The sequence below is a fragment of the Peribacillus sp. NPDC096622 genome (genome assembly GCF_044762665.1).
Lineage (GTDB): Bacteria > Bacillota > Bacilli > Bacillales > DSM-1321 > Peribacillus > Peribacillus frigoritolerans_B.
The window spans coordinates 87,259-109,763 of record NZ_JBIWES010000006.1; the positions used below are offsets into that span (position 1 = coordinate 87,259).

The 22,505-nt window shown below is 41.5% G+C and carries 20 protein-coding genes, 1 pseudogene, 1 riboswitch and 1 other annotated feature; of the genes and pseudogenes, 15 read left to right on the plus strand and 6 right to left on the minus strand.

Annotated elements, in window-relative coordinates:
* The first annotated feature begins 1 nt into the window (after position 1).
* The 6 genes from ACIQYG_RS13135 (at position 2) to ACIQYG_RS13160 (ending at position 4,250) form a co-directional block, all read left to right on the plus strand.
* Positions 2–970 (plus strand): sugar phosphate isomerase/epimerase family protein, encoded by a 969-nt coding sequence (locus ACIQYG_RS13135; protein ID WP_402838636.1) that lies wholly within the window; start codon positions 2–4, stop codon positions 968–970.
* Between the two features lie 646 nt (positions 971–1,616).
* Positions 1,617–1,937, plus strand: coding sequence for a PadR family transcriptional regulator (locus tag ACIQYG_RS13140; RefSeq protein ID WP_402838637.1), 321 nt, complete (start codon positions 1,617–1,619; stop codon positions 1,935–1,937).
* A 70-nt stretch (positions 1,938–2,007) separates the two neighbouring features.
* Complete coding sequence (locus ACIQYG_RS13145) at positions 2,008–2,361, plus strand: DUF1048 domain-containing protein (RefSeq protein ID WP_402838639.1); 354 nt, start codon at positions 2,008–2,010, stop codon at positions 2,359–2,361.
* A gap of 198 nt (positions 2,362–2,559) precedes the next feature.
* Positions 2,560–3,321 (plus strand): ABC transporter ATP-binding protein, encoded by a 762-nt coding sequence (locus tag ACIQYG_RS13150; RefSeq protein ID WP_402838641.1) that lies wholly within the window; start codon positions 2,560–2,562, stop codon positions 3,319–3,321.
* Positions 3,322–4,071 carry an ABC transporter permease gene (locus ACIQYG_RS13155; RefSeq protein ID WP_402838643.1) on the plus strand — a complete coding sequence of 250 codons (750 nt, stop codon included), beginning with the start codon at positions 3,322–3,324 and terminating at the stop codon, positions 4,069–4,071.
* 14 nt (positions 4,072–4,085) lie between these two features.
* Complete coding sequence (locus ACIQYG_RS13160) at positions 4,086–4,250, plus strand: carboxymuconolactone decarboxylase family protein (RefSeq protein WP_402838926.1); 165 nt, start codon at positions 4,086–4,088, stop codon at positions 4,248–4,250.
* Between the two features lie 99 nt (positions 4,251–4,349).
* Here ACIQYG_RS13160 and rluF read toward each other — a convergent pair whose 3' ends face one another.
* From rluF to brnQ, 4 genes are all read right to left on the minus strand, one after another.
* Entirely contained in the window at positions 4,350–5,057 is a 708-nt protein-coding gene (rluF, locus tag ACIQYG_RS13165; RefSeq protein ID WP_053533639.1) for a 23S rRNA pseudouridine(2604) synthase RluF, read from the minus strand.
* 101 nt (positions 5,058–5,158) lie between these two features.
* Positions 5,159–6,061, minus strand: a complete 903-nt coding sequence (locus ACIQYG_RS13170) for a DMT family transporter (RefSeq protein ID WP_402838645.1) — start codon at positions 6,059–6,061, stop codon at positions 5,159–5,161.
* 164 nt (positions 6,062–6,225) lie between these two features.
* The gene (locus tag ACIQYG_RS13175; RefSeq protein ID WP_402838646.1) at positions 6,226–7,158 is read right to left on the minus strand and encodes an aldo/keto reductase; all 933 of its coding nucleotides are present in this window, start codon (positions 7,156–7,158) and stop codon (positions 6,226–6,228) included.
* Between the two features lie 122 nt (positions 7,159–7,280).
* Positions 7,281–8,612: a branched-chain amino acid transport system II carrier protein gene (gene brnQ, locus ACIQYG_RS13180; protein WP_402838648.1), complete on the minus strand. Its 1,332-nt coding sequence runs from the start codon at positions 8,610–8,612 to the stop codon at positions 7,281–7,283.
* 98 nt (positions 8,613–8,710) lie between these two features.
* Positions 8,711–8,957: a binding site (T-box leader), on the minus strand.
* A gap of 206 nt (positions 8,958–9,163) precedes the next feature.
* On the opposite strand from brnQ, the gene ACIQYG_RS13185 reads away from it, so the two are divergent.
* The 6 genes from ACIQYG_RS13185 (at position 9,164) to ACIQYG_RS13210 (ending at position 17,202) form a co-directional block, all read left to right on the plus strand.
* Positions 9,164–9,337: a hypothetical protein gene (locus tag ACIQYG_RS13185; protein ID WP_164468807.1), complete on the plus strand. Its 174-nt coding sequence runs from the start codon at positions 9,164–9,166 to the stop codon at positions 9,335–9,337.
* 498 nt (positions 9,338–9,835) lie between these two features.
* Entirely contained in the window at positions 9,836–12,577 is a 2,742-nt protein-coding gene (locus tag ACIQYG_RS13190) for a GTPase domain-containing protein (RefSeq protein ID WP_402838649.1), read from the plus strand.
* A 94-nt stretch (positions 12,578–12,671) separates the two neighbouring features.
* Positions 12,672–12,777, plus strand: a riboswitch (SAM riboswitch).
* Between the two features lie 115 nt (positions 12,778–12,892).
* Positions 12,893–14,005 (plus strand): sugar ABC transporter substrate-binding protein, encoded by a 1,113-nt coding sequence (locus tag ACIQYG_RS13195; protein WP_402838650.1) that lies wholly within the window; start codon positions 12,893–12,895, stop codon positions 14,003–14,005.
* A gap of 56 nt (positions 14,006–14,061) precedes the next feature.
* Entirely contained in the window at positions 14,062–15,564 is a 1,503-nt protein-coding gene (locus ACIQYG_RS13200) for a sugar ABC transporter ATP-binding protein (RefSeq protein WP_402838651.1), read from the plus strand.
* Position 15,565: 1 nt separating this feature from the next.
* Complete coding sequence (locus tag ACIQYG_RS13205) at positions 15,566–16,570, plus strand: ABC transporter permease (RefSeq protein WP_402838653.1); 1,005 nt, start codon at positions 15,566–15,568, stop codon at positions 16,568–16,570.
* A gap of 272 nt (positions 16,571–16,842) precedes the next feature.
* Entirely contained in the window at positions 16,843–17,202 is a 360-nt protein-coding gene (locus ACIQYG_RS13210; RefSeq protein WP_402838654.1) for a winged helix-turn-helix transcriptional regulator, read from the plus strand.
* 76 nt (positions 17,203–17,278) lie between these two features.
* Here ACIQYG_RS13210 and ACIQYG_RS13215 read toward each other — a convergent pair whose 3' ends face one another.
* Positions 17,279–17,809 carry an NAD(P)H-dependent oxidoreductase gene (locus tag ACIQYG_RS13215; RefSeq protein ID WP_402838655.1) on the minus strand — a complete coding sequence of 177 codons (531 nt, stop codon included), beginning with the start codon at positions 17,807–17,809 and terminating at the stop codon, positions 17,279–17,281.
* A gap of 1,116 nt (positions 17,810–18,925) precedes the next feature.
* Here ACIQYG_RS13215 and ACIQYG_RS13220 point away from each other — a divergent pair.
* Together ACIQYG_RS13220 and ACIQYG_RS13225 are read left to right on the plus strand one after the other, a co-directional pair.
* On the plus strand, positions 18,926–19,762 hold the full coding sequence (locus tag ACIQYG_RS13220; RefSeq protein WP_402838657.1) for an alpha/beta fold hydrolase: 837 nt from the start codon (positions 18,926–18,928) through the stop codon (positions 19,760–19,762).
* 548 nt (positions 19,763–20,310) lie between these two features.
* Positions 20,311–21,294 (plus strand): ketoacyl-ACP synthase III, encoded by a 984-nt coding sequence (locus ACIQYG_RS13225; RefSeq protein WP_402838659.1) that lies wholly within the window; start codon positions 20,311–20,313, stop codon positions 21,292–21,294.
* 158 nt (positions 21,295–21,452) lie between these two features.
* Here ACIQYG_RS13225 and ACIQYG_RS13230 read toward each other — a convergent pair.
* A pseudogene (locus tag ACIQYG_RS13230) lies at positions 21,453–21,701 on the minus strand (hypothetical protein); the annotation flags it as partial.
* A gap of 254 nt (positions 21,702–21,955) precedes the next feature.
* Here ACIQYG_RS13230 and ACIQYG_RS13235 point away from each other — a divergent pair.
* Positions 21,956–22,408 (plus strand): helix-turn-helix domain-containing protein, encoded by a 453-nt coding sequence (locus ACIQYG_RS13235; RefSeq protein WP_402838660.1) that lies wholly within the window; start codon positions 21,956–21,958, stop codon positions 22,406–22,408.
* The last annotated feature ends 97 nt before the right edge of the window (positions 22,409–22,505 follow it).

Here is a 22,505-nt window from a genome sequence, read left to right on the forward strand (position 1 = left end):
TGTGAAATTAGGGATCTTTACAGTGCTATTTGCTCAAAAATCATTCGAGGATATGCTTGATTATGTCGCGGATTCCGGATTAAAAACAGTTGAAATCGGTACAGGCGGGTATCCAGGGAATATCCATTGTCCACTCGATGAACTGCTGGACAGTGAAGAAAAGCGCCAAAAATATCTCGAAGCCGTTCAAACAAGAGGGTTAACGATCAGTGCATTCAGCTGCCATGGCAATCCAATCTCTCCAGATGAAGCATTCGCTAAAGAAAGTGATGAAACACTGATCAAAACAATCAAGCTTGCATCCTTACTGAATGTCCCGGTCGTCAATACCTTTTCTGGTACAGCGGGTGATCACGAAGGAGCTAAATATCCAAACTGGCCCGTCGCCCCATGGCCGAATGAGTATACAGATGTGCTGAAATGGCAATGGGAAGAAAAATTGATCCCCTATTGGAAGAAAGTGGCCGCCATTGCCGATGAACACAATATAAAAATCGGCCTTGAACTCCATGGAGGCTTTCTCGTCCACACACCCTATACCTTGTTAAAACTGCGGGAAGCTACATCTGATGCAATAGGCGCCAACCTTGATCCAAGCCATCTTTGGTGGCAGGGCATCGAACCAGTCGGGGCCATCAAGATCCTAGGGAAAGCGGGAGCAATCTACCACTTCCACGCAAAAGACACATACCTGGATCAGGATAACATCAATATGTATGGACTAACCGACATGCAGCCTTATGGAAATATCCAGAGCCGTGCCTGGAACTTTCGCTCTGTAGGATGCGGTCACAGCCTACAAGAGTGGTCCGACATCATGAGCGCACTTCGCACATACGGTTACGATTACGTCGTCAGCATCGAACACGAAGATCCGCTGATGTCAGTTGAAGAAGGATTCCAACGGGCCGTAACCAATCTGAAAACTGTACTCATCAACGAAAGCCCAACTGATTTATGGTGGGTATAACTTAGAGCCGATAACGAGCAGCCTAATTCCAGGTTGCTTTTTATTTTCGCCCTTACTCGTGGAACTCACGAATAAAAGTATAATTCACAAGTAAAAGCGTTAAACTTACGAGTAAAGTGGAATTTATGAGTAAAAGTGCGAAATTCACGAGTAAAAGTGTAAAACTCACGAGTAAAGTGGAATTAATAATACGTCAAAATTTCTTTTTTACATAAACAAATATATTGTGACCCTTTCCACCCTTACGTTTAACGGTTCTTCCCTGTCAATATACTGAAATCTTTCGCCTTTCTTAACACGTGTAATCATTGTGAAAGAGGCATGGGGAAAGTAAAAGCTCCATAAAAGAAATCACCAGTATCCATTGGAGATAGCTTGTTTTTTAAAAAATTAATCAATTTGCAGTCACCCTACTACGTGTTACAGCATACCTTGTAGTAAGTAACACGGGATACCAACAGCACTGAATAGTGAAGTTGCAAAAATATTCTTAAGAAAAAAAGTTGACACCTCTGCTACTCAGTGTTACGATTTAGATGTAATAAGTAATACTAAATAGCGTGATTTCCCAAAAGCTATTCAGTAAAAATTCCCCTCGGAACTACGTTATATTTATATAAGTCACAAAATAGAGGAGGCTCTGAATATGGAAAATTTAACTGAAATGCTGAAGGGTTCGCTGGAAGGCTGCGTGCTGGAAATCATCAGCCGCCATGAAACCTATGGCTACGAGATTACCCGCCGCCTGAACGAGCTTGGGTTTACTGAAGTCGTGGAAGGGACGGTCTACACCATCCTCGTGCGATTAGAAAAGAAAAAACTGGTGAACATAGAGAAGAAACCGTCAGATATGGGGCCGCCCCGCAAGTTTTACTCACTTAATGAGGCTGGCCGAAAGGAACTTGAATTGTTTTGGGAAAAATGGGATTTTGTATCATCGAAAATCAACGTCTTAAAGTCAATCTAGCTTCATAAGATATTCCGTACGATATTTTTGGAGTGACTTGTTCAGCTTTATAAAAAAGGAGGAAAAATAAATGATGGAATTGTTCAAAAAAATGATTGGTGATAAAAAAGAGTATAAAATGATGATGGCACGGGTTGAAGCCCTGCCAGAGGACTACCAGTTTGTATTTAAGAAGATTCAAAACTATATGTGGAATTTCTCAGCGGGCAACGGGATGGATATGCTGCACATGCAGTATGAATTAATCGAGTTGTTCGAAGCCGGTGCGGCGGAAGGCAGACAAGTGCTGGAAATCACTGGGGAAGACGTTGCGTCCTTTGCCGACGAACTAGTGGCAAATGCTAAAACCTATTTCGCCAAGTATCGTGAAGATTTAAATGACAGTATCATGACGCGATTGGGAAAAAATAAATTCAATAAATAATTCCGACTGAATAGCTGGTTACAAAGGTGAAATGCCACCTTCGCTATTCAGTTATATTTTAACTCGGTAGTAAGTTATACAGAATATCAGTCAGACTAAATAGAGGAGTCTATTCAATCTAGTTCAGCAAGGCGCTCGACCGGATAATTACGGATCTTACAAGCGGCTTTACTGCGATATTAAAAGGAGGAAAAAAGTATGAATAATGCAGTGATTTCTGTAAAAGGGTTAAAAAAATCATTTAAAGACAAGGAAGTCTTAAAGGGGGTGGATTTTGAGGTACGGCGTGGCGAAATTTTCGCACTGCTGGGCTCAAATGGAGCGGGCAAGACGACGACGGTAAACATCCTCTCGACTCTGATGAAGGCCGATGGCGGCGAAGTAGGTATTTGCGGCTTTGACGTTCAGCGTCAACCGGATCATGTTCGCCAGAGCATCAGCCTGACAGGGCAGTTTGCAGCTATAGACGGCATGCTCACCGGGCGGGAAAACTTGCTGATGATCGCCAAGTTGCGGGGAGTTTCCAATCCCGCTCAAGTCGCCGACAATCTGCTTGCAAGATTCAGCCTGACCGATGCGGCCAACCGCCGGGCGGACAAATATTCCGGCGGGATGAAGCGCCGGCTTGACATTGCCATGAGTCTGATCGGGACGCCAGCAGTCATTTTCCTCGACGAACCGACGACAGGGCTTGACCCCGAAGCGCGGATTGAAGTCTGGGATACCGTCAAGGAGCTTGCCGGCGGCGGCACAACCATCTTGCTGACGACCCAGTACCTGGAGGAAGCCGAACAACTGGCGGACCGAATCGCCATCCTTCATGGCGGAAAAATCATCTCAACCGGCACCCTTACCGAACTCAAGGAGATGTTCCCGCCAGCGAAGGTGGAGTACATCGAGAAGCAGCCGACATTAGAGGAAATTTTCCTCGCGATCATCGGCAAAAAGGAGGAGATGTAAATGAAAAGAAAAACAGGGGTATTACTAGGGCGTTTAATGCGCAACATCATGCGCAGCCCGGATACAATTATCACGGTGGCGATTACGCCGATTATGATGCTGCTGCTGTTTGTCTACGTATTTGGCGGCGCCATAGAGGCAGGAACGGACAACTACGTCAATTATTTATTGCCGGGAATCTTGCTGATGGCTATCGCATCCGGCGTCGCTTACACATCCTTGCGGCTGTTTACGGATGTAAAGAGCGGGCTGATGGCGCGTTTCATAACCATGCCCATCAAGCGTTCGTCGATATTGTGGGCTCACGTGTTGACCTCGCTTGTTTCCAATGCGCTTACTGTCATGGTGGTTATCTTCATCGCGCTCTTGATGGGCTTCCGTTCGAGCGCTGATATCCTGGATTGGCTCGCGGTAGCTGGGATACTCGGGCTGTTTACGCTGGCGCTGACATGGCTAGCGGTCATTCCAGGGTTGACAGCGGGGTCTATGGAAGGGGCGACGGCCTACTCGTACCCGCTGATTTTCCTGCCGTTTATCAGTTCGGCCTTTGTCCCAACGGAAACCATGCCTAAAATTGTCCGTGCGTTCGCTGAAAACCAGCCAGTGACTTCAATCGTGAATGCGATTCGTGCCCTTTTGTATGAAGGGTCTGTTGGCAACGATATCTGGATCGCGCTTGCCTGGTGCGTCGGCATCATGGTCATCGCTTACTTCTTTGCCAGTAAAGTATTTAAACGCCAATTAGGGTAAGTATCGGTTTAGCCATATCAATAGTCAGCCGCTGCGATGAATGCAATTGCTATCACATGGAATGCTGCTTAAATGCCGGGGCAACCATCGATGAAATCATGGAGGCGCGAAACTCACGAATAAAGTGGAATTCACGAGTAAAAGTGCGAAACTCACGAGTAAACCAGCAAAATTCATGAGTGAAAGCACCAAATACGTATAAAAAAGCAAATGATTGCTGAAAATTCTTCTGAAATTAAAAAAGCGATGCCCCCGGAATTCTGGGGGCATCTTCCTTATCATCTTTTCCTTGGGGTATAATCCAATTCCTTAAATAGTTCCGTCAATTCATCCTCGGTCAGGTCGCGCCATTGTCCGATCGCCAGTCCGTCCAGATGGATGTTCATGATCCGGATTCGATGTAAATCACGGACTTCATAACCTAGTGCTGAGCACATACGGCGGATTTGTCTGTTCAGTCCCTGCATCAAAGTGATGTTAAATGTGTATTTGGTCAACTGCTCAACCTTACAAGGAAGTGTTTTCGTATCCAAAATCTCCACTCCGGAAGACATATCTTTAATGAAGGAAGCGGTAAGTGGCTTATCCACGGTTACGATGTATTCTTTTTCATGCTTGTTTTCTGCACGAAGGATTTCATTAACGATATCTCCGTCATTTGTAAGAAGGATCAGACCGCTTGAGTCTTTGTCCAGACGTCCGATATGAAAAATGCGAAGCGGATGATTTACAAAATCAACGATATTCCCTTTAATGTGTTTTTCGGTCGTACTTGTAATCCCTATCGGTTTATTCAGTGCAATATAGACATTTTGCTGTTCCACTTTTATCGGCTTGCCGTCCACCCGAACATCATCACCGGGTTCAGCTTGACTGCCGAGCTCAGCTACAGTGCCATTAATCGTCACGCGACCCTCGGCTATCCATTTGTCTGCGCCTCGTCGCGAGGTAATTCCGGATTCACTGATAAATTTATTGATCCTCAACTAAAGCACACCTTTACATTCAGATTTTCTTCTTTAAAGGATAACGTAAATCATGGTGCATAGACAAGGGGAAAAGACAAGAAAGCGTTCATTGATGAGAATTACTGGATGTTCTTCGTGACAGCTGCCGGATATGCCTTTTTCTTTTTGCTTGTCAGGTAGACGCCAATGAAGACAAGGAGGCCACCGAGGATTTGGATGATCGTAATCGCATGACCCAAAATCAGGCTAAGAATGGCGGTAAATACAGCAATCAGATTTAGATAAATCCCAGCTTGGCCGGCATTGATATGACGAAGGGAAATATTCCAGAAAATAAATGAGCCGACAGATGGGAAAATCCCAATATATAAGAGACCCGTAATGGCTTTATTGCTTAAAGCAAGGTTCATTCCCGAGCCAATGGCAAATGGAGCGATGAGAATCAATCCGAGAAAAACGGAAACGGCAGTGGCTGAGATGATCGGAATGTTTTTCAGCTTTTTACCGATTATTGAATAGAAGGTCCAAACAAGAATCGCTAGGATCATCAATAGGTCGCCTTTATTATAAGTGAGCTGGAATATATCCTGAAGATGTCCTTTTGTCAAGACCAATAAAACGCCGAATAAAGATATGATAAGTCCGAGTGCATGGAGGGGTGAAATTTTCTCCTTTAACAGCAAAGCGGAAAAAAGAACAATTAAGGCAGGGTTCATGGAATTGACAAGAGCGGCATTCATGGAAGTTGTATAGGTCAGAGCCCAATAAAGGAAAAAATTATAACTGATGATTCCGAGCACACCCATGACTAATAGTAATTTCCAGGCTTTCCATACACTCTTCCAGTCGGGCTTTTCAATCCATTGCGCTAAAGGAAACAATAAGAAAACGGCGATTAGCCATCGCGTAAATGTAAGTTGGATCGGGGAAAGTTCGGTCACTACGTATTTTCCGAAAATGTAATTACCGGCCCAAAACAAATTTGCCAAGATAAGAAATAAAATAACAATAGATTTTTTCATTCAGACTGCCTCTTCCTTAATTGATGGAATATTCACTAAATATAACAAAACAGAAGTACCTAAGCAATATAGAGCCTAGCAGTCAATTTTTGTACATGGATGAACCACTTAGCAGATAAAAAGGCCGTTCAACTTGAGCTGAACAGCCTTTTCACACATCTATATTAAGCGAAAATGGCACTGATTTCGGCGATTTCATCCATGGTTAGATCGACATCCAATGCTTGTAGGTTGCGTGTGACCTGTTCTGGCTTTTTCGCCCCGGGAATCAGTACATCTATCGAGTGCCTAGTTAAATACCAAGCTAGTACGACATCGGTGACATCGGTATGCTTCCTGTTGGCGATCGCCCGTACTTCTTCCACTTTTTGCAGGTTGCTTACAAAGGCTTGTCCTTGGAAAAGCGGACTTTTAGCCCGGCCGTCATTGAATGTTGATTCCTGGTTATATTTGCCGCCGAGCAAACCGGAAGCAAGGGGGAAATAAGGAATGAAGGAAATATTATTTTCGGCTGTATATGGCAGCAGGTCTTGTTCTGCCTCCCGCTTGAATAGATTGTACTCGGATTGCAGTACATCGACATAGCCGTCTTTATTCGCTTCCTTCAATTGTTCGAACGAAAAGTTCGAGACGCCGATTGACTTTATTTTGCCTGCATCCTTCAATTCCTTTAAGGCACCTACTGCTTCATCTTTAGGGGTATCACCATCAGGGAAATGGATATAGAATAAGTCGATGTAGTCTGTTTGGAGCCTTTTTAGACTCGAGTCCACGGCATTTTTCAGAAAAGCGGGAGAGTTATCAAAGACGATGTTGCCATCGACAAATTTGTGTGCCCCTTTAGTGGCAAGGACAATGTCCTCGCGTTTGCGACTCTCTTTAAGGATTTCACCGATAAGTTCTTCTGAGCGTTCAGGACCGTAAATGTAAGCTGTATCCCAAAAGTTGATTCCTTCTTCCAATGCCGTTCTCAAAACATCCCTTCCTGTATCCTCACTTAGATTAGGGAAAAGGTTATGTCCGCCAATTGCATTCGTGCCAAGGCCAATCGGATTTACATACAGATCTGTTTTACCAATACGGGTTTGCTTAGACATATTACTTATCATCTCCTTTGACCCCATCATAACAAAAAGTGGATGTCGATTTCCAAAATAAAGCAATGTAGGTGTGTACAAAATAAGCAGGCGATCCTTAAAATCACCTGCTTACTTCATTATTATAGTGTTTCGATTTCCAACTCCTCAGCTGGAGAGGATTCCCCGATTTGACTGAGCAGAAGGCCAAGGGCTGTACCGACGAGAGCAGGGATGATCCACTCCATGCCGTAAGCGGAAAGGGGAAGGACATCAGTCAACTTTTGCACGGGCCCTAATTGTAGGCCGAATGCATTCAGTCCGTCCATCAAGGCGAAAACTCCTGTGAAAGTCATTGCACCGCGATAAACCTTCTTCGGGTTTTTGAAATGACGGCTGAAGAATGTCAGGACAATCAGGACAATCGTTAGCGGATAAGCCATCACAAGGAATGGTACCGATACTTTCAGAATTTGATTCAAACCCATATTTGAAAGGATGAAACCGACAATCGTTACAATCAGAATGACGGTTTTGTAGTTCAGCTTGGGGAAAAGTTTCGAGAAATACTGTCCACAAGCAGTCGTCAACCCGACGACGGTGGTGAAGCATGCCAAAGTGAAAATGATGCCAAGAAGGACCTTCCCGCCGGTTCCTAGTAAAAGGGTGGATGCGACAGTGAGGATATCCGTTCCGTTTTCAAATGACCCATCGGCTGCCATGCGTGCTCCCATTACACCTAAGGAGATATAAACTAAAGAAAGCAAAACTCCAGCGATGAGACCCGCTTTTACTGTATATCTCGTCAATTGTTTTCGTTCGGAAATCCCCCTTTGCTGGATTGAATTAAGGATGACGATCCCAAAAGCCAGGGAAGCTAGAGCATCCATCGTGTTGTAGCCTTCAATGAACCCTTTCGAAAATGCTCCTGCAGCATATGCTTCGGTTGGAGGTTGGAATGGAGCATCAAGCTTCACGAACCCAACGACACAGAGAATGACCATGGACAAAAGAAGAACGGGTGTAATCCAGCGTCCCATGAAGGTTTCCATTTTTGCTGGATTCAATGAAATGGCATAAACGACGATGAAAAATATGGTTGTGAACATGAATAGAAATAGTGATTGATCCATTGAGTCGCCAAGATATGGCTTGAAGCCCATTTCATACGCAACATTCGCATTCCGTGGAATGGCCAGAAACGGCCCGATGCTTAAATAGATGACCACCATGAACAACGTGCTGAATAGAGGATGTACTCGGGCACCGATGGTTTGTGCCCCGCCTTTAACAAGTGAGACAGCAAGAAGCACCAGAATTGGCAGTCCGACTCCGGTGGCGACAAAACCGGCAATGGCTGGCCAGAAGGAAGTTCCTGATGACGCTCCTAAAAATGGAGGGAATATGAGATTCCCCGCTCCGAAAAACATTGAGAAAAGCATAAGGCCAATAAATAATGTGTCTGTTTTTTTCATGATGATTTCTCCTTTTTTTAAAATGATAACTCCCGCCGACTGGCCTGAAAAAGGCAAATTAAAGTGTTTTGTGCAAATAAAAAACTCGCCCCTGAAAAATCAGGGACGAGTTTGTGCTCGCGTTACCACCCATATTCCGCACTTCAAAGAAGCTGCGGCACTCAGTCAACGTACGAATTCATACGTGATCCATTGTAACGGCGGAAACCCGTCAAAGCCTACTGTATTTTCAGCTTTGCATCTCAGAGATGATTTTCGGATAGGCCTTGGACATCGACTTCCACCATATGTCGACTCTCTGTGGAACAGGGTTCTCATCTTACTCTTTCTCTTCATAGATTTTATAATATAAAGATAATTTAGCAAATTCTGATTATGAAGTCAACATAATTTATCATTAATCCTTTAAAAGGAGCAGGAAATTAGTCCCTGGTTGGCGAAACTTCCTTTATCCAGAGGATTTTTTAAAGAAGAATAGGCTATTACTCCCTATTATCTTTCTAATCGCAACTATATTATAATAGAAGCAGTACACAAAAGGAGACAACAGTATGTCTGAAAATAAAAAATTAAGCCTGGCGGATGCAGTCAAACAAAAACTGGCTCAAAAGCAAGCAGGATCAAGTAAAGATAAACTGGAAACAGGCGTTGTGAAGAAAACGAAACAACTTAAAAGCCAGTTGACCAAAAAGCCGAATAACCAACGTAAGCGTACAGGGGTATAATCCTAATTTGTCAAAGGACAACGACTGTTCGGAGCTTATCAATGAGCAGTTACCTTTTATGAATGAGGGTACTGCTTTTTTTATATGAATACAAAAATGGGGATTAAGTAATGGGACGGGGCAGAGTGATTTTGTTCTTTTACCGTTTATAGGTAAGTTGAAGGGTTGGGCTTCTGGTAATTTAGAGCTAAAAAGAATGGTTCGCTCACTTCTGGCTGATATTTGGTAAAACTAGAAAAACATATTTTTTCGAATATGGAAATGACATCTTTGTATCGGTTTATTAAAAACATTACAGTTCCATTTGTTTCTGTTTTAAAATTGTAAGAGTGGTGACATGTTGTTACCATATTGTTTTGCTAAAATAATATTTTAAGGTTTTGTAAATGATTTTTTAACTAAAGGAACCTATAAATTGAATGTTAGTTCTACTAGAAGGCTTATAGGACCAGTGATTATCCTTTAATTGAAAATATGAAATATATCGGGGGAATAAAGATGGACGAACGGCTGATCGGAAAAAAATATTATGAAACGATGCTTGAGGATACAAGGAAGCACCCCATTCAAGCTTTGGGTGAAATGTTCCTCGTGGAACAAAAAAAGGAAAGAGCCGATTTAACCGCAATTAGATTTGCTCAAGGTGAGGTATATTTTCAGCACAATGACTATGAAGCAGCCATTTTCAAATGGGAAAACATAGAAGGGGAACTTGGTTCATGGGCGAAGAAAAACATCGCTGATGCTTATTTTGAATTGGAAATGTATTCAACCGCAGAGGATATTTATAAATCCGTCGATACGAATGAAGCGGTCTTGAAAACAGAAGTTCTTTTGCAACTGTTTTCCCTGTACATAGTGGAATCGAGAAATGATTTGGCTTCCAAAGTCGTGAAAGAAGCAGTCGAGTTTCAACCTGACTACCCGAATGTCACGGAAATCGCACGCGCCTTTTTTGAAGAACAAAAGGATTGGAACAGTGCGGTGGTATTAGCGGCGAATGAAAGTATCCGTACAGAATCAATGGGTTGGTTCGATGTGCTGAAAACGTATATTCAGCAGGGTGTTGCCCAATCGATGGAGCCGGATTATTTTTCAACTGTCCTTGGTTCGCTATACACACTAGACCAGGAGCGTTTCGAGAAAATGACGGTTGCCCTTTGGAAAAATTATAAATATACGGATTCGTATTTCGAATGGTTAAGAGTGATTAATAACTTGATAGATACCATCGAATTGAACCATGCGGATGTATGGGATGAGCTTTCCATCTATTACAGGGATGCATATGCAGGTCTGTTAGAAGGAACGCACCTAATCAAAGAATTAAGTCCAGTCGTGCCAAGGTTGCTGGAAAACTGGCTCAAAATCGCAGACGGGGAGCTCTCGCTGTTTGCGGCGGCATCCGCGTTGTCCTGGAATGAAATCTTCCCGGATACGATCAATGCGCTGGTCATTCAGGATGCAGAGAGTCTATTGGCGAAATCGCCTAAATTGGGAGGCGGACTGGAAGCGGGAGAGAAACTGTTCAATTCCATTATCCAGTGGGCTGAAGATAATGATTTAAGGGTTGGCAATAAGCTTAAATGGATGGTGGATGGGCTTAAGGATACTAGGAATTTCAATCTGCTTCTTGCAGGAAGTGCAGGGAATGGCAAGACATCCTTTATTCAGTCAATCGTTGGCGAGAGCATTGCCGCTGAAGATCATTCGTCCCTAGTCAGTGTCAAAGACGGGGATGACTTGGAAATCCTTGAAATTACCGATACAGATAGCAAAGTTGTCGAGGAGCTAACTGATCTGGATGAAACACGCCGTCAGCGCGGGACTATTGTCGATGTGACGATCATCAGTGACTATTTAAGAAATAATCAGCTGCGATTATTGGATACACCGGGTTTCAATGGGGAAAAAAGCGTGGAATCCGATTTCCAAGGTTATTTACATGGCAGTGATGGCCTGATGTTCGTTCTTGACGCCCGGGCGCCTTTCACCGGCAGCGAACGGGATCTGTTATTGGAAATTCAAATGATGGCTCCGAAACTGCCGATTCATTTCCTATTAAATAAAATGGATACGATATATAGTGATCAGGTCGCAGTCCGGATGGAAGACGAAACATGGGATAAAGTGAATGCATATTTCCCGAATGCGAAAGTATTCGCTTTCTCCAAACATTATGACAGCAGGCAGCAATTGAAGGACCTTTCAGCCTTCCTTCAATCGAATTATCAAGATGATAATTGGAAGGAAAGAAGATCTGAAAAAATCCTGGCATTCATTCGTAAAACTTTATCATATCTATTAGAAAAACGGGCAGCCAATGAGCGGAAATGTGAGCATTCCATCTCTTGGAATGAACAGATGGAAGTCAAACTGAATGGAGCGGTCAATCAACTGGCTGATCTGGAAAAAGAAAAAAGTGAAAATATCATACGGTCGTATCGTTCGCTTAAGGACGAAGTGAAAAATCAGCTTTATTCAAAAATTCCTGAATTACTGAGGGATTGCTCGAAATCATTAACGGAAAGCAGTGATTTCAGTCAGGTCCATGTACAGTTAAACGAGGAAATGAATGAGCGGATTCAAACCTTCATATCTGACAAGATCATGCCTCAATATTACCGTTCTCTTCAAGACTGGATTGCCAGTTCCCAACTGGAGTTCTCTCAAAGCCAGCAGTTTATGGATGAGATGAGTGCCGGTTTCAATGAACTATACAAAGAAGAACGGATAACTCTGGCAGGTGACTTCAGGGTATTGGATGACTGGCGCCGTGATGCCGACCGGATGACAAGCAGTATCCGCATCGACAACGTTAATATCCTTTTGCGCAGGACTCCATCACAATTGCTGCTTAAAGGAGCAGGGAAGCTGTTTGGGGCGATACCGCAAAATAAAGCCAATATGTACAATCGTTATAAGAAATACCTGGAAAGTGAAGATTACTTGGATGTTGCCGAAATGATTACGGAACGTTTCCTCACCCAATTTGGATTGTTTGAAAAATCATTGGATCGGGACATCTCACTTTTCTATCGCAGTTCATTTGCCGTACTTCAAAAAACGATAGAGCAGACACAGACTGAAATAAAAGACTACCAGGCTGCATTGGAGCATATGAAAGAAAATCCGGAAGTTTACCGTGATCCGATCACTTTGTTCGAAGTGAAATTAAGGCAGTTGGAGAGGCTTGAAAAAATCGAGAAAAAGCGTCTAGCCCAGCTTCAAAGAAAATAAAAATAACAGGAAAGATTTCAAATATTCAAAAATCTATTGACTTTACGACTATATCCCTATAAAGTGATAATTACGAAAACGTAACACAATATATCTCTTATCAAGAGTGGCGGAGGGACTGGCCCTAAGATGCCCAGCAACCGTTCCATTAGGAATTGGTGCTAAATCCTGCAAAACAGAAATGTTTTGACAGATAAGAGAGGGACAAGTCTGCAAAACAGCCGATTAAACCTCTCTATATTAGAGAGGTTTTTATTTTGGAATTTACACCGACTTAACTGATAAGACTAATAAGAAAACATGGAGGGAAACAAGATGAGAAGGTCTATTAAAGGGGTATTCATTTCTGCCATCGCTTCGGCTTTGCTTTTAACGGGTTGCTCTACAGGGCAGAGTTCCACAGAATCGAAGAAAGAAGAAAAAGTATCATTTGAAAATGTCCCGGAAAGATTTGCTGACGGTGATGGAGCCAAGATCAAAGTGATCCGTAAAATTGGCGGTGATGATCATACTGCCCAATACTTGGCGGGGGCGAAAGAAGAAGGAGAAGCGCTGGGGTTTCAAGTGGATACGTACACGGCCAATGGTGACACGGCTAAATTCCATGATGCGATAGCGCAGGCTTTGGAGGAAGATTATGACGGCTATATCATTTCACATGGTGATGATGCCGCAACTGTAAATGACGTTCAAAAGTTGGTTGATGCAGGTAAAAGCGTTGTCACATTCGATTCAATAAGCGATCTATCTAAAATAGAGGGCGTGACGTTAACTTCACAAGATGATGAAGCGTTGGCAACACTGGCTTTTGATAACCTGATAAAGGAACAGAAAGGTGAAGCTGCAATTGCCTATCTTTGGGTGGACGGTTTTCCTCCGATGGTAAGAAGAAATGCAGTCTATCAGGAAAAATTAAAAGAAAATCCTGGGATTAAAGAAGTCGAAAGATTCGGAGTGGCATCTGCTGATACTTCGGTCCAGACACAAAATGCTGTGGCCGCAATGCTGAATAAATACCCTAAAGGTAAATTGGATGCCATTTTTGCAACATGGGATGCCTTTGCTATCGGTGCAGCCCGTGCGATTAAAGAAGCGGGCCGCGATGAAGTGAAGATATATGGAATTGATGTTTCGAATGCAGATCTCCAGGAAATCCAATCGGCTGATAGCTCATGGTCCTACACGGCAGCAGTCGATCCCAAGTTGATCGGTGCAGTGAATATGAGGATATTAGCTAAAAAATTAGCGGGCGAAGAAACGCCGCAAACATATGATTTGGAGGCTTCACTTATTTCACAAAAGCAAATCCAAGCTTCAAAAGAAGCCGTAAACATGGCAAACCTGTCTGATATTGTCGATGGTTGGGGTGTATCCACGGAATTTGAAGAAGATTGGATGAAGATTTTGAAAGATCATTACAAAAAATAAAAAGAGACACTCTCTTTCCGGTGAAGGGAGTGTCTGTTCTATAAGGGGGAATGGACATGGGCACTCAACTAGAGATGAAGAAGATTTCGATTGAATTTCCGGGAGTGAAGGCGCTGAGTGAAGTTGATTTTTCAGTACAATCAGGGACAGCCCATGCATTGGTCGGTGCAAACGGAGCAGGGAAATCGACGTTAATGAAAGTTTTATCGGGAGCCCATGTTCATTATTCAGGTGACATTTTTATTGATGGGATGAAGCAGGATATTCGCTCGCCAAAAGCTGCTCAGGAACAAGGTATTCAAATTGTTTATCAGGAAGTGGATACCGCGCTCATCCCATATTTAACAGTTGGGGAAAATGTAATGTTGAATGATATGGTCCAAAACATGGGGAAAAAACAGAGGGTCCAATGGAAAGAGCTGCACAACAAAGCCACTTCTATTCTTGAAGGTATGAAAATTCGTGTCCCTTCGAAAAAGCTGGTTAGAGACCTTACCTTGGCTGAAAAACAGATGGTCCTGATAGCAAGAGCCGTTTCGACAGAATGCAAATTCCTGATTCTCGACGAGCCAACTGCGCCGTTAAGTCATACGGAGACGACAGAACTTTTTCGAATTGTAAATGAATTAAAGCAAAAAGGCGTGGCGATCGTTTTCATTTCACATCGTCTGCCTGAGATTTTTAATATCTGTGAGGAAATTACAATCATGAGGAATGGGAAGCGTGTCACTTGTCGAAAAAGCGAGGACATAACCCGTACCGAAGTGGTAGAGAACATGCTCGGGAAAACCATGGATGAACAGTTTCCTGAAGTGAAAGCTTTAATTGGAGACGTAATTCTGGAAGTGAACGGTTTGTCAGATGCCGAGAAAGTCAAGAATGTCAGTCTGAATATTAAAGCAGGTGAGATAATCGGCTTGGCAGGGTTGGTCGGGGCTGGGAAAACGGAGCTGTGTAAAACCCTTTTCGGTCATGCGTCCATCACAGCCGGTGAAGTCATCCTGAATGGTCGAAAGCTTTCTTTGAAATCACCGTATGAAGCTGTAAAAAGCGGGCTGGCACTCGTACCTGAAGAACGCAGGAAAGAAGGGGTCCTTGTAAAGGAATCAGTCTCGGCCAACTTGACTGCAGCCAGTCTCGGCAAATTCTGCAAAACATTCAGTTTCGTGGATCGTAAGGCGGAAAAGGAAAAGGCGAAGGAAATGATCGCAAGTCTCGGCATTAAAACTCCTTCAGGAGAAGTGAAGGTCGAAAACCTTTCCGGTGGTAACCAGCAAAAAGTTGCCATTGGAAAGTGGCTTATGGCAGATGCGGATGTATACATATTCGATGAACCAACGAAAGGGGTCGATGTTGGAGCCAAGAAGGATATATTCGAATTGATTGCAAAGCTTGCAAGGAATGGAAAAGCGATCATTTATGCATCATCCGAGCTTTCCGAAATCATTGGCATTACCAACCGGACATATGTGTTATATGACGGGAGCACTGTCATCGAATTAGAAACAAGCAAAACGAATGAAGAAGAACTACTATTCTATTCAACAGGAGGTAAATAGGATGAGCATACCCATTCCTGTTACACAGACAGCGAAAGCGAAGAAAAAGGTGGAACTATTCGACTTTTTCTATAAATACGGCACAATATTGACGATTATCATTCTGATTGGGATTTTCGCCGTGTCCAATCCATCTTTCATTCAGACTTCTAATCTGATAAACATCCTGCGTTCCATTTCAATCGTGACCATCATTGCGATCGGCATTACGATATCACTGACCGTGGATGGCTTCGACCTTTCCGTCGGCTCCGTAGCATCATTGGCCAATGCCATCGTCATATCAATGTTTGTCTGGTTTTCCCAGGATACATTTATCGCCATATTAGCTGCAATCGGTGCCTCACTTTTCGTAGGGGCTTTGAATTCATTCATGATCGTTAAATTGAGAATTCCCGACATGCTGATGACATTGGCTACCATGTTCATTATTCAGGGAATTGCCCTTACTTATACGAAAGGGGCCACGGTTTCACAAAATATGGTCATGCCCGACGGGACATTCGCAACAGGACTGATCAGCCCGTTTTTCACCAAAATTGGCCAGGTACCATGGATAATCCTGATCATGGCCGTCATTGTGATAGCGACCCATATCTTTTTGACTTATACGAAGCACGGTCGTTATATGTACATTATTGGGGGGAATAAGGAAGCGGCGAGACTTTCCGGGATATCGGTTAATAAATACAAAATCCTTGCCTATCTGCTTTCAGCTCTATTTGCTGCAATCGGGGGGATAGTCCTTGCTTCAAGGGTCATGACATCGGAAATCAATTCAGGGTCCCCCTATTTAATGGATGCCGTTGCAGCAGCCTTCATTGGTTCCTCCGTTTTAGGAGCGGGAAAACCGAATGCCTTTGGAACCTTCGTCGGTGCAGTCCTGATCGGAATCCTTCAAAATGGACTGATCATGATGTCCGTTCCGTATTATGCGATGGATATCGTCAAAGGAACAGTGCTGGCCCTTGCGCTCGCGGTAACCTATTACAAACAAAAACACTAAAATGAATCCGTTACGTTACTCTATAGAAATCCAAAATCATGAAAAAAATCCTGTTGGATGCAACAGGATTTTTCCTTTTTTAAAAAGGGAGGGTTATGGATATTAATTTCTGCAACTTCATCATGTTGTTTAATAATGAAATCTTCTTACTTCCGAAAATGGGGGCAGGAGGACTATAGGGACCTTATTTACCTTTCAATAAGATTGATAATGCTCTATTGTAAAGTATGAACATTCATATCCTATACTTATCTAAAGGAGAGTGTAAACTTATGAGTGAAACCTGTGTTCCGACTGGCGTGAAACCAAATGACACTGGCTTTGGTTATACGTTATCCTTAATAGGCGGCAAATATAAAATGATCATAATGTATTGGCTGTCCGAAAATAAGGTTATGCGGCATAATCAACTGAAGCGAAGTATCGGTACCATTTCCTTTAAAACGCTAAGCATCATGTTAAAAGAGTTGGAGGCAGACGGCCTTATCATACGCAAGGAATTTCCCCAAATACCTCCGAAAGTAGAATATTCATTATCTGAACGTGGTCTATCTCTCATTCCATTGTTAAATATGATGTGCGAGTGGGGAGAGAAAAACAGTTTGCCAGCTCAGGAGACTGTACAGCCGTAGGTGTAGCTATTTTGATTAAATCAAAAGAAAGAAGTATTTCCCTGACAAGGAAATACTTCTTTAATGAAACTGCCTATTAAAGGTTATCGACAAAATTCAAAAAATCTTGTGCGCTTTTTGCCAATTCGCTTGAGGACGGCTCATTTTCAGCACCATAAAACGCAAAGAATGAACGATAGTCTGCATTGCAGTATAGAAAGGTAGTTTCAAAAGGAGATAATAAATGTTCAAGTGGATAGCGATATCTTCCTTTTTCACTATAATCCTCTTTGTTAATTCCAGCAGATACAGCTAAAGCAGCCTTGCGATTCTTTAATTTATCGCCTCCATTTGAACCATATGCCCAACCATAAGTAAAAACATCGTCAAGCCATTTTTTTAGGAGGGGCGGGCAATTGAACCAATAAAAAGGGAACTGTAAAACAAGATTACTATGCGCTTCAATTAATTGCTGTTCTTTTTCCACATTAATGTTTCCGTCAGGATAAACTGTATTCAATTCGTGTACTGTATACTTTTCCGGATATTTCCTTAGCTCTTCCACCCATCGCTTATTTATGACGGATGTTTCAAGACTTGGGTGTGATACGATAACAAGAGTTTTCAAAGATTTCTCCTCCTGGATTATTATTTATCTTAAGTATAAAGTGCACCCTGCAAGAACGTAAGTATGCACTTTTAGTATAGGTACTTACCTAAAGGAGAGTGTAAAGCAGGCATGAAATATTGTGTGATACTATACACCACGATTTAATCTTTCCCATTCAAAACATCCAAGATAAGGTCCAGTTGTTGAAATATTTAATCATAGGCCAGATCCGTTAGGTGAGAAACGGGTGACACCAAATAATTCGTAACCCAGCGTTCATAGCCGAAAGTGGGGAAAATAGCTAAAACAAGTTTTCTTTTGAACTTGCTTAAAACAGACCCGGTAGGTTCAATCCCTTAGTGAATTGTGCCATCGTTTGAAAATACCCCTGATGATATCGTTTTTTTCGTCAGTAAGCACTTTTTGATTATCCCGATGGTAAGGCAATTATTTTTTCGGGGATGCCTTCTGGAATTCCCCGACCATTATCAACAATGGTTTTGGTCATACCATTTCCTCCTTGTTTGACAAACCTTTCGTTGATACTATAATCTATCAATTATGGGAAGGGGTGTAAAAAAATGTAAGAAAAAAGATTGATGGTTGGAACTTTTTATGATTTGCCATTTGTGAAAGCAGTTGCAGCTGCTGCTCATGTTTTACTTCGTGTTAAAAAAGGTATATTCCTCCAGAATATTTACTAATGGTGGGTTGGACTGGAAAACAATGTTTATAACGGTTTGGATAAGATTTTTTGAATCAACGTAGCTTTATGATTCAAATGTTATTTGTCCTTATTATGACATCCAGCTTATCGGCATTTGGTAAAATCCCTGACCAATTTACATATTGAAACTATTACTCTTAAAAGAGAACAGGGTCAGTATATACAACTATTTTATGGTATAAATTCTTTTAAAGTTTTAAAGGAAGTAAGACCCTTGTAGAGAATTTCAAGTGTTCTTTAATAAAAAAAGTAATAGATGGGGAATTGTTAAAAGTACAGAAAATGAATTTCATCTGAACAATAGGATGCTTGGAGTCTTCAACATAAACGTACAGAAAAAGGTTGCGAGACCATCTGGATTATTGGAGAAAAGGAAATATATCCGAATATCAATTGGAGGTAGAAGAATGGCAAAAATTACTGTAGGAACAGAAAATCAAACACCTATTGAACTATATTATGAGGATCATGGCACTGGGAAGCCAGTTGTATTAATTCACGGTTGGCCATTAAGTGGTCGATCTTGGGAATACCAAGTTCCTGCTCTCGTTGAGGCTGGATACAGAGTCATAACTTATGACCGCCGGGGGTTTGGGAACTCCTCTCAGCCATGGAACGGTTACGATTATGATACATTCGCTACTGATTTACATCTGTTACTAGAGCATTTGGATCTCCAAAATGTGACACTAGTCGGATTTTCAATGGGGGGTGGAGAAGTAGCTCGCTATATCGGAACCTACGAAACAAATAGAGTAGAGAAGGCGGTATTTGCAGGAGCTGTACCACCATTTCTTTATAAGTCAGGATATCATTCTGAGGGAGTATTAGATGATGCAGCAATTCAAGGATTTGAAAATGGAGTAAAAAATGATCGCCTAGCATTTCTTAATGAGTTTACTAGAGGATTTTTTGCTGCTGGAGATCGAACTGACTTAGTCAGTGAACCATTCCGACTTTACAATATAGATATTGCAGCGGGGGCATCGCCCAAAGGGACATTAGATTGTATCGCTGCTTTCAGCAAAACGGATTTCAGGGGAGACTTAGCGAAGTTTAATATACCTACCCTTGTTATTCATGGTGATTCAGATGCAATTGTTCCATTTGAAAATAGTGGGAAGCTAACACATGAAGCAATTCCTAATTCTAAAGTAGCTTTAATAAAGGGTGGTCCGCATGGGTTCAATGCAACACATGCCAAAGAATTTAATGAAGCGCTGCTATCATTTTTAAAGGGCTGATTCGGGCATTATTTTACTTTCGCTATACAAGACTGAAATAAAGCATAATTTGTTCTTTCTTTTTTCCTCATAATTAACGTGTCTATGTATTTCTTAATGAACGAACAGAAGAGTTCGTATTATAAGGTTGACCAGTAAAAATTACTGGGTGACCTTTTTTTTAATTTTAATGAAAGGTTTTTCTATATGGCCATCCGATAATGAGTGTGAACCTTTCAAATACTAAATAAGGAGACGTGATTAGGCAGAAAAACTGGAAGTGACGAGTGATACCACAAGAGACGAATATGGAGATAATTCAATTAAAACACATCAGTGCAAAACAATCGAAGTGATTAAAAATGAAAACAACCAGGATGAGTATGTTTTAACAGGATGTTCTGGCTGATGCTATCAGTCGCGATCGTTCTTTGACGTTCAGCTCTTTTTCTTACGGGTTTAAAGGTAACGGTTAGTTGCATAAGATTTTTTTTGCTTTATAATCAGTACCAGGTGTTAATATCAAGTTATAAAAATGATGCAATTCATACACACGAGGTGGCTATTCTATGTTCAAATCCAAAGCACGTATTACTGCGATAGGTTCGTATGTTCCTGAAAAAAGGTTAACAAATAAAGACTTAGAAAAAATGGTTGAAACCAATGATGAATGGATTGTTAAACGTACTGGTATTAAAGAACGAAGAATTGCACATGAAGAGGAGTTTACTAGTGATATAGGTTATAAAGCTGTAAAGGATTTAATGGAACGGTATGATAAATCTGTCGAAGATGTTGATATGATCATTGTTTGTACCTTTACACCTGATTTCAACACTCCAAGTGTAGCATCTTTAGTCCAAGCAAAGCTAGGTATTAAGAATACTGGAGCTATTGATTTAAACGCTGCCTGTGCAGGATTTACTTATGGGTTGCATGTTGCTAATGGATTAGTAACATCTGGGTTAAATAAGAAAATCCTAGTTATTGGAGCTGATACTTTATCGAAACTTATGGACTATGAGGATCGAGCCACTTGTATTTTATTTGGAGATGGCGGAGGAGCAGTTCTTGTAGAATATGATGAAAAACAGCCAAGTTTTATTTCTTCACATTTATATTCGGAGGGTGAAGGCGGTAAACATTTATATAGTACAAACCTTTCGGCACGTATAAATGGTGAAGACTTAAATAATAGTGGCAACCTTGTACAGAATGGGCGTGAGGTTTATAAATGGGCTGTCACGACCGTTCCAAAAGGAATGCAAACTGTGATGAAAAATGCTGAATATCAATTGAATGATGTTGATTGGTTCGTACCGCATAGTGCAAATTTAAGAATGATTGAGTCAATATGTGAAAGAAGCGGCTTTCCAATTGAGCGAACTTTATATAGCTTAGTGGAGTATGGAAATACTTCTTCAGCAACAATTCCATTATCTTTAGAAATAGGAATAAAAGAAGGGAAGCTCAATGGTGGTGAGAAGGTTTTATTATATGGTTTCGGCGGTGGATTAGCTCAAGCTGGATTGCTTATCAATTGGACCTTATAAAGCTATTTTCCACAACTAATAACTGAGTTTGCCCAAGGAAGGAAGCCTTAAGGCATGAACCCGGTAATTTACCGGGCTCATGCCTTTTTATCGTATATTTGGTCAAAAAAACTGCACCTCCAATTTGGGTGCAGTTCATTTTACGGTCCTCTTTTATCTTACTTAACATTCTTCTCTGAAACGGTTGTTTTCTCTAACGAACCAATCTCTTGGTTGTTTATTGCATTTTCAGCGATATTCAACTTTTTTCTCATTGGGAAGTAATACAAAACAGCTGGGACAACTAACCCAATAATCCAAGCGATATCTGCTCCTTCAAAGGCCTTGGCTATCGGTCCAACATAAAATGATGTGTTTATAAAAGGGATTTCCGCCAAGATTGATACAAGAAATGCCATACAAGAAATGCCATACAAGTAATGCACTTGCTTTGATGAGGCTTGGCAGACAGTCGGCGGAAAGGGAGCGGATTTCTGAACTCAACTGGGACTTTTTGTTTTTTTACTTCTGCAGCAGTTCCATAAAAATTAAAATGATACTCTTGATATATCAAGGTTTTTTTCGGTGTCACTCATAAGTTGCATAGTAATGCGCTTATTACTATCTTTACTTTGCACAATTCACTCACAATACTTGGAGTAGGAAAGGCGATGAACTCATTATGATTTTTAGCGAACGGTTAAAAAAAGAACGGGAAAAAAGAAAATGGTCACAAAATGATCTTGCAGAGAAGATTCATGTGAGTCGCCAATCTGTGTCCAAATGGGAAACGGGAAAAAATTACCCAAGTATTGAAGTACTCATTAATTTAAGTGATTTATTTCAAATTACGGTGGATGAATTATTAAGGAGTGACGAGGAATTGAAAGAAAAAATAATACGGGAAAGTAAGCAGTTAGCATTTCCAAAAAGGAAAATGTTTTTTGATATCTTGTTAATGATAGGAGCATTTTTGTTAGTGTCTAAATTAATCATTTTTGGTCTTAACAAATTTGCAGGCACCGAAATTACAATTTTAAAAAGTATGCCAGTTGTATCTAATTTTTTACCATTAGCTTTGATGGTTATTGGCGGTATTGGTTCAGATTATTTTAAAGATAAATATGTAGATTGAAAAAACTCTGCCTATAAAACTGTATAGTGAATCACAAAGGGGAATCTTTTTTATTTGGGGCATGATAACCTTTTGGTGAAACTTGATCATAAATGAA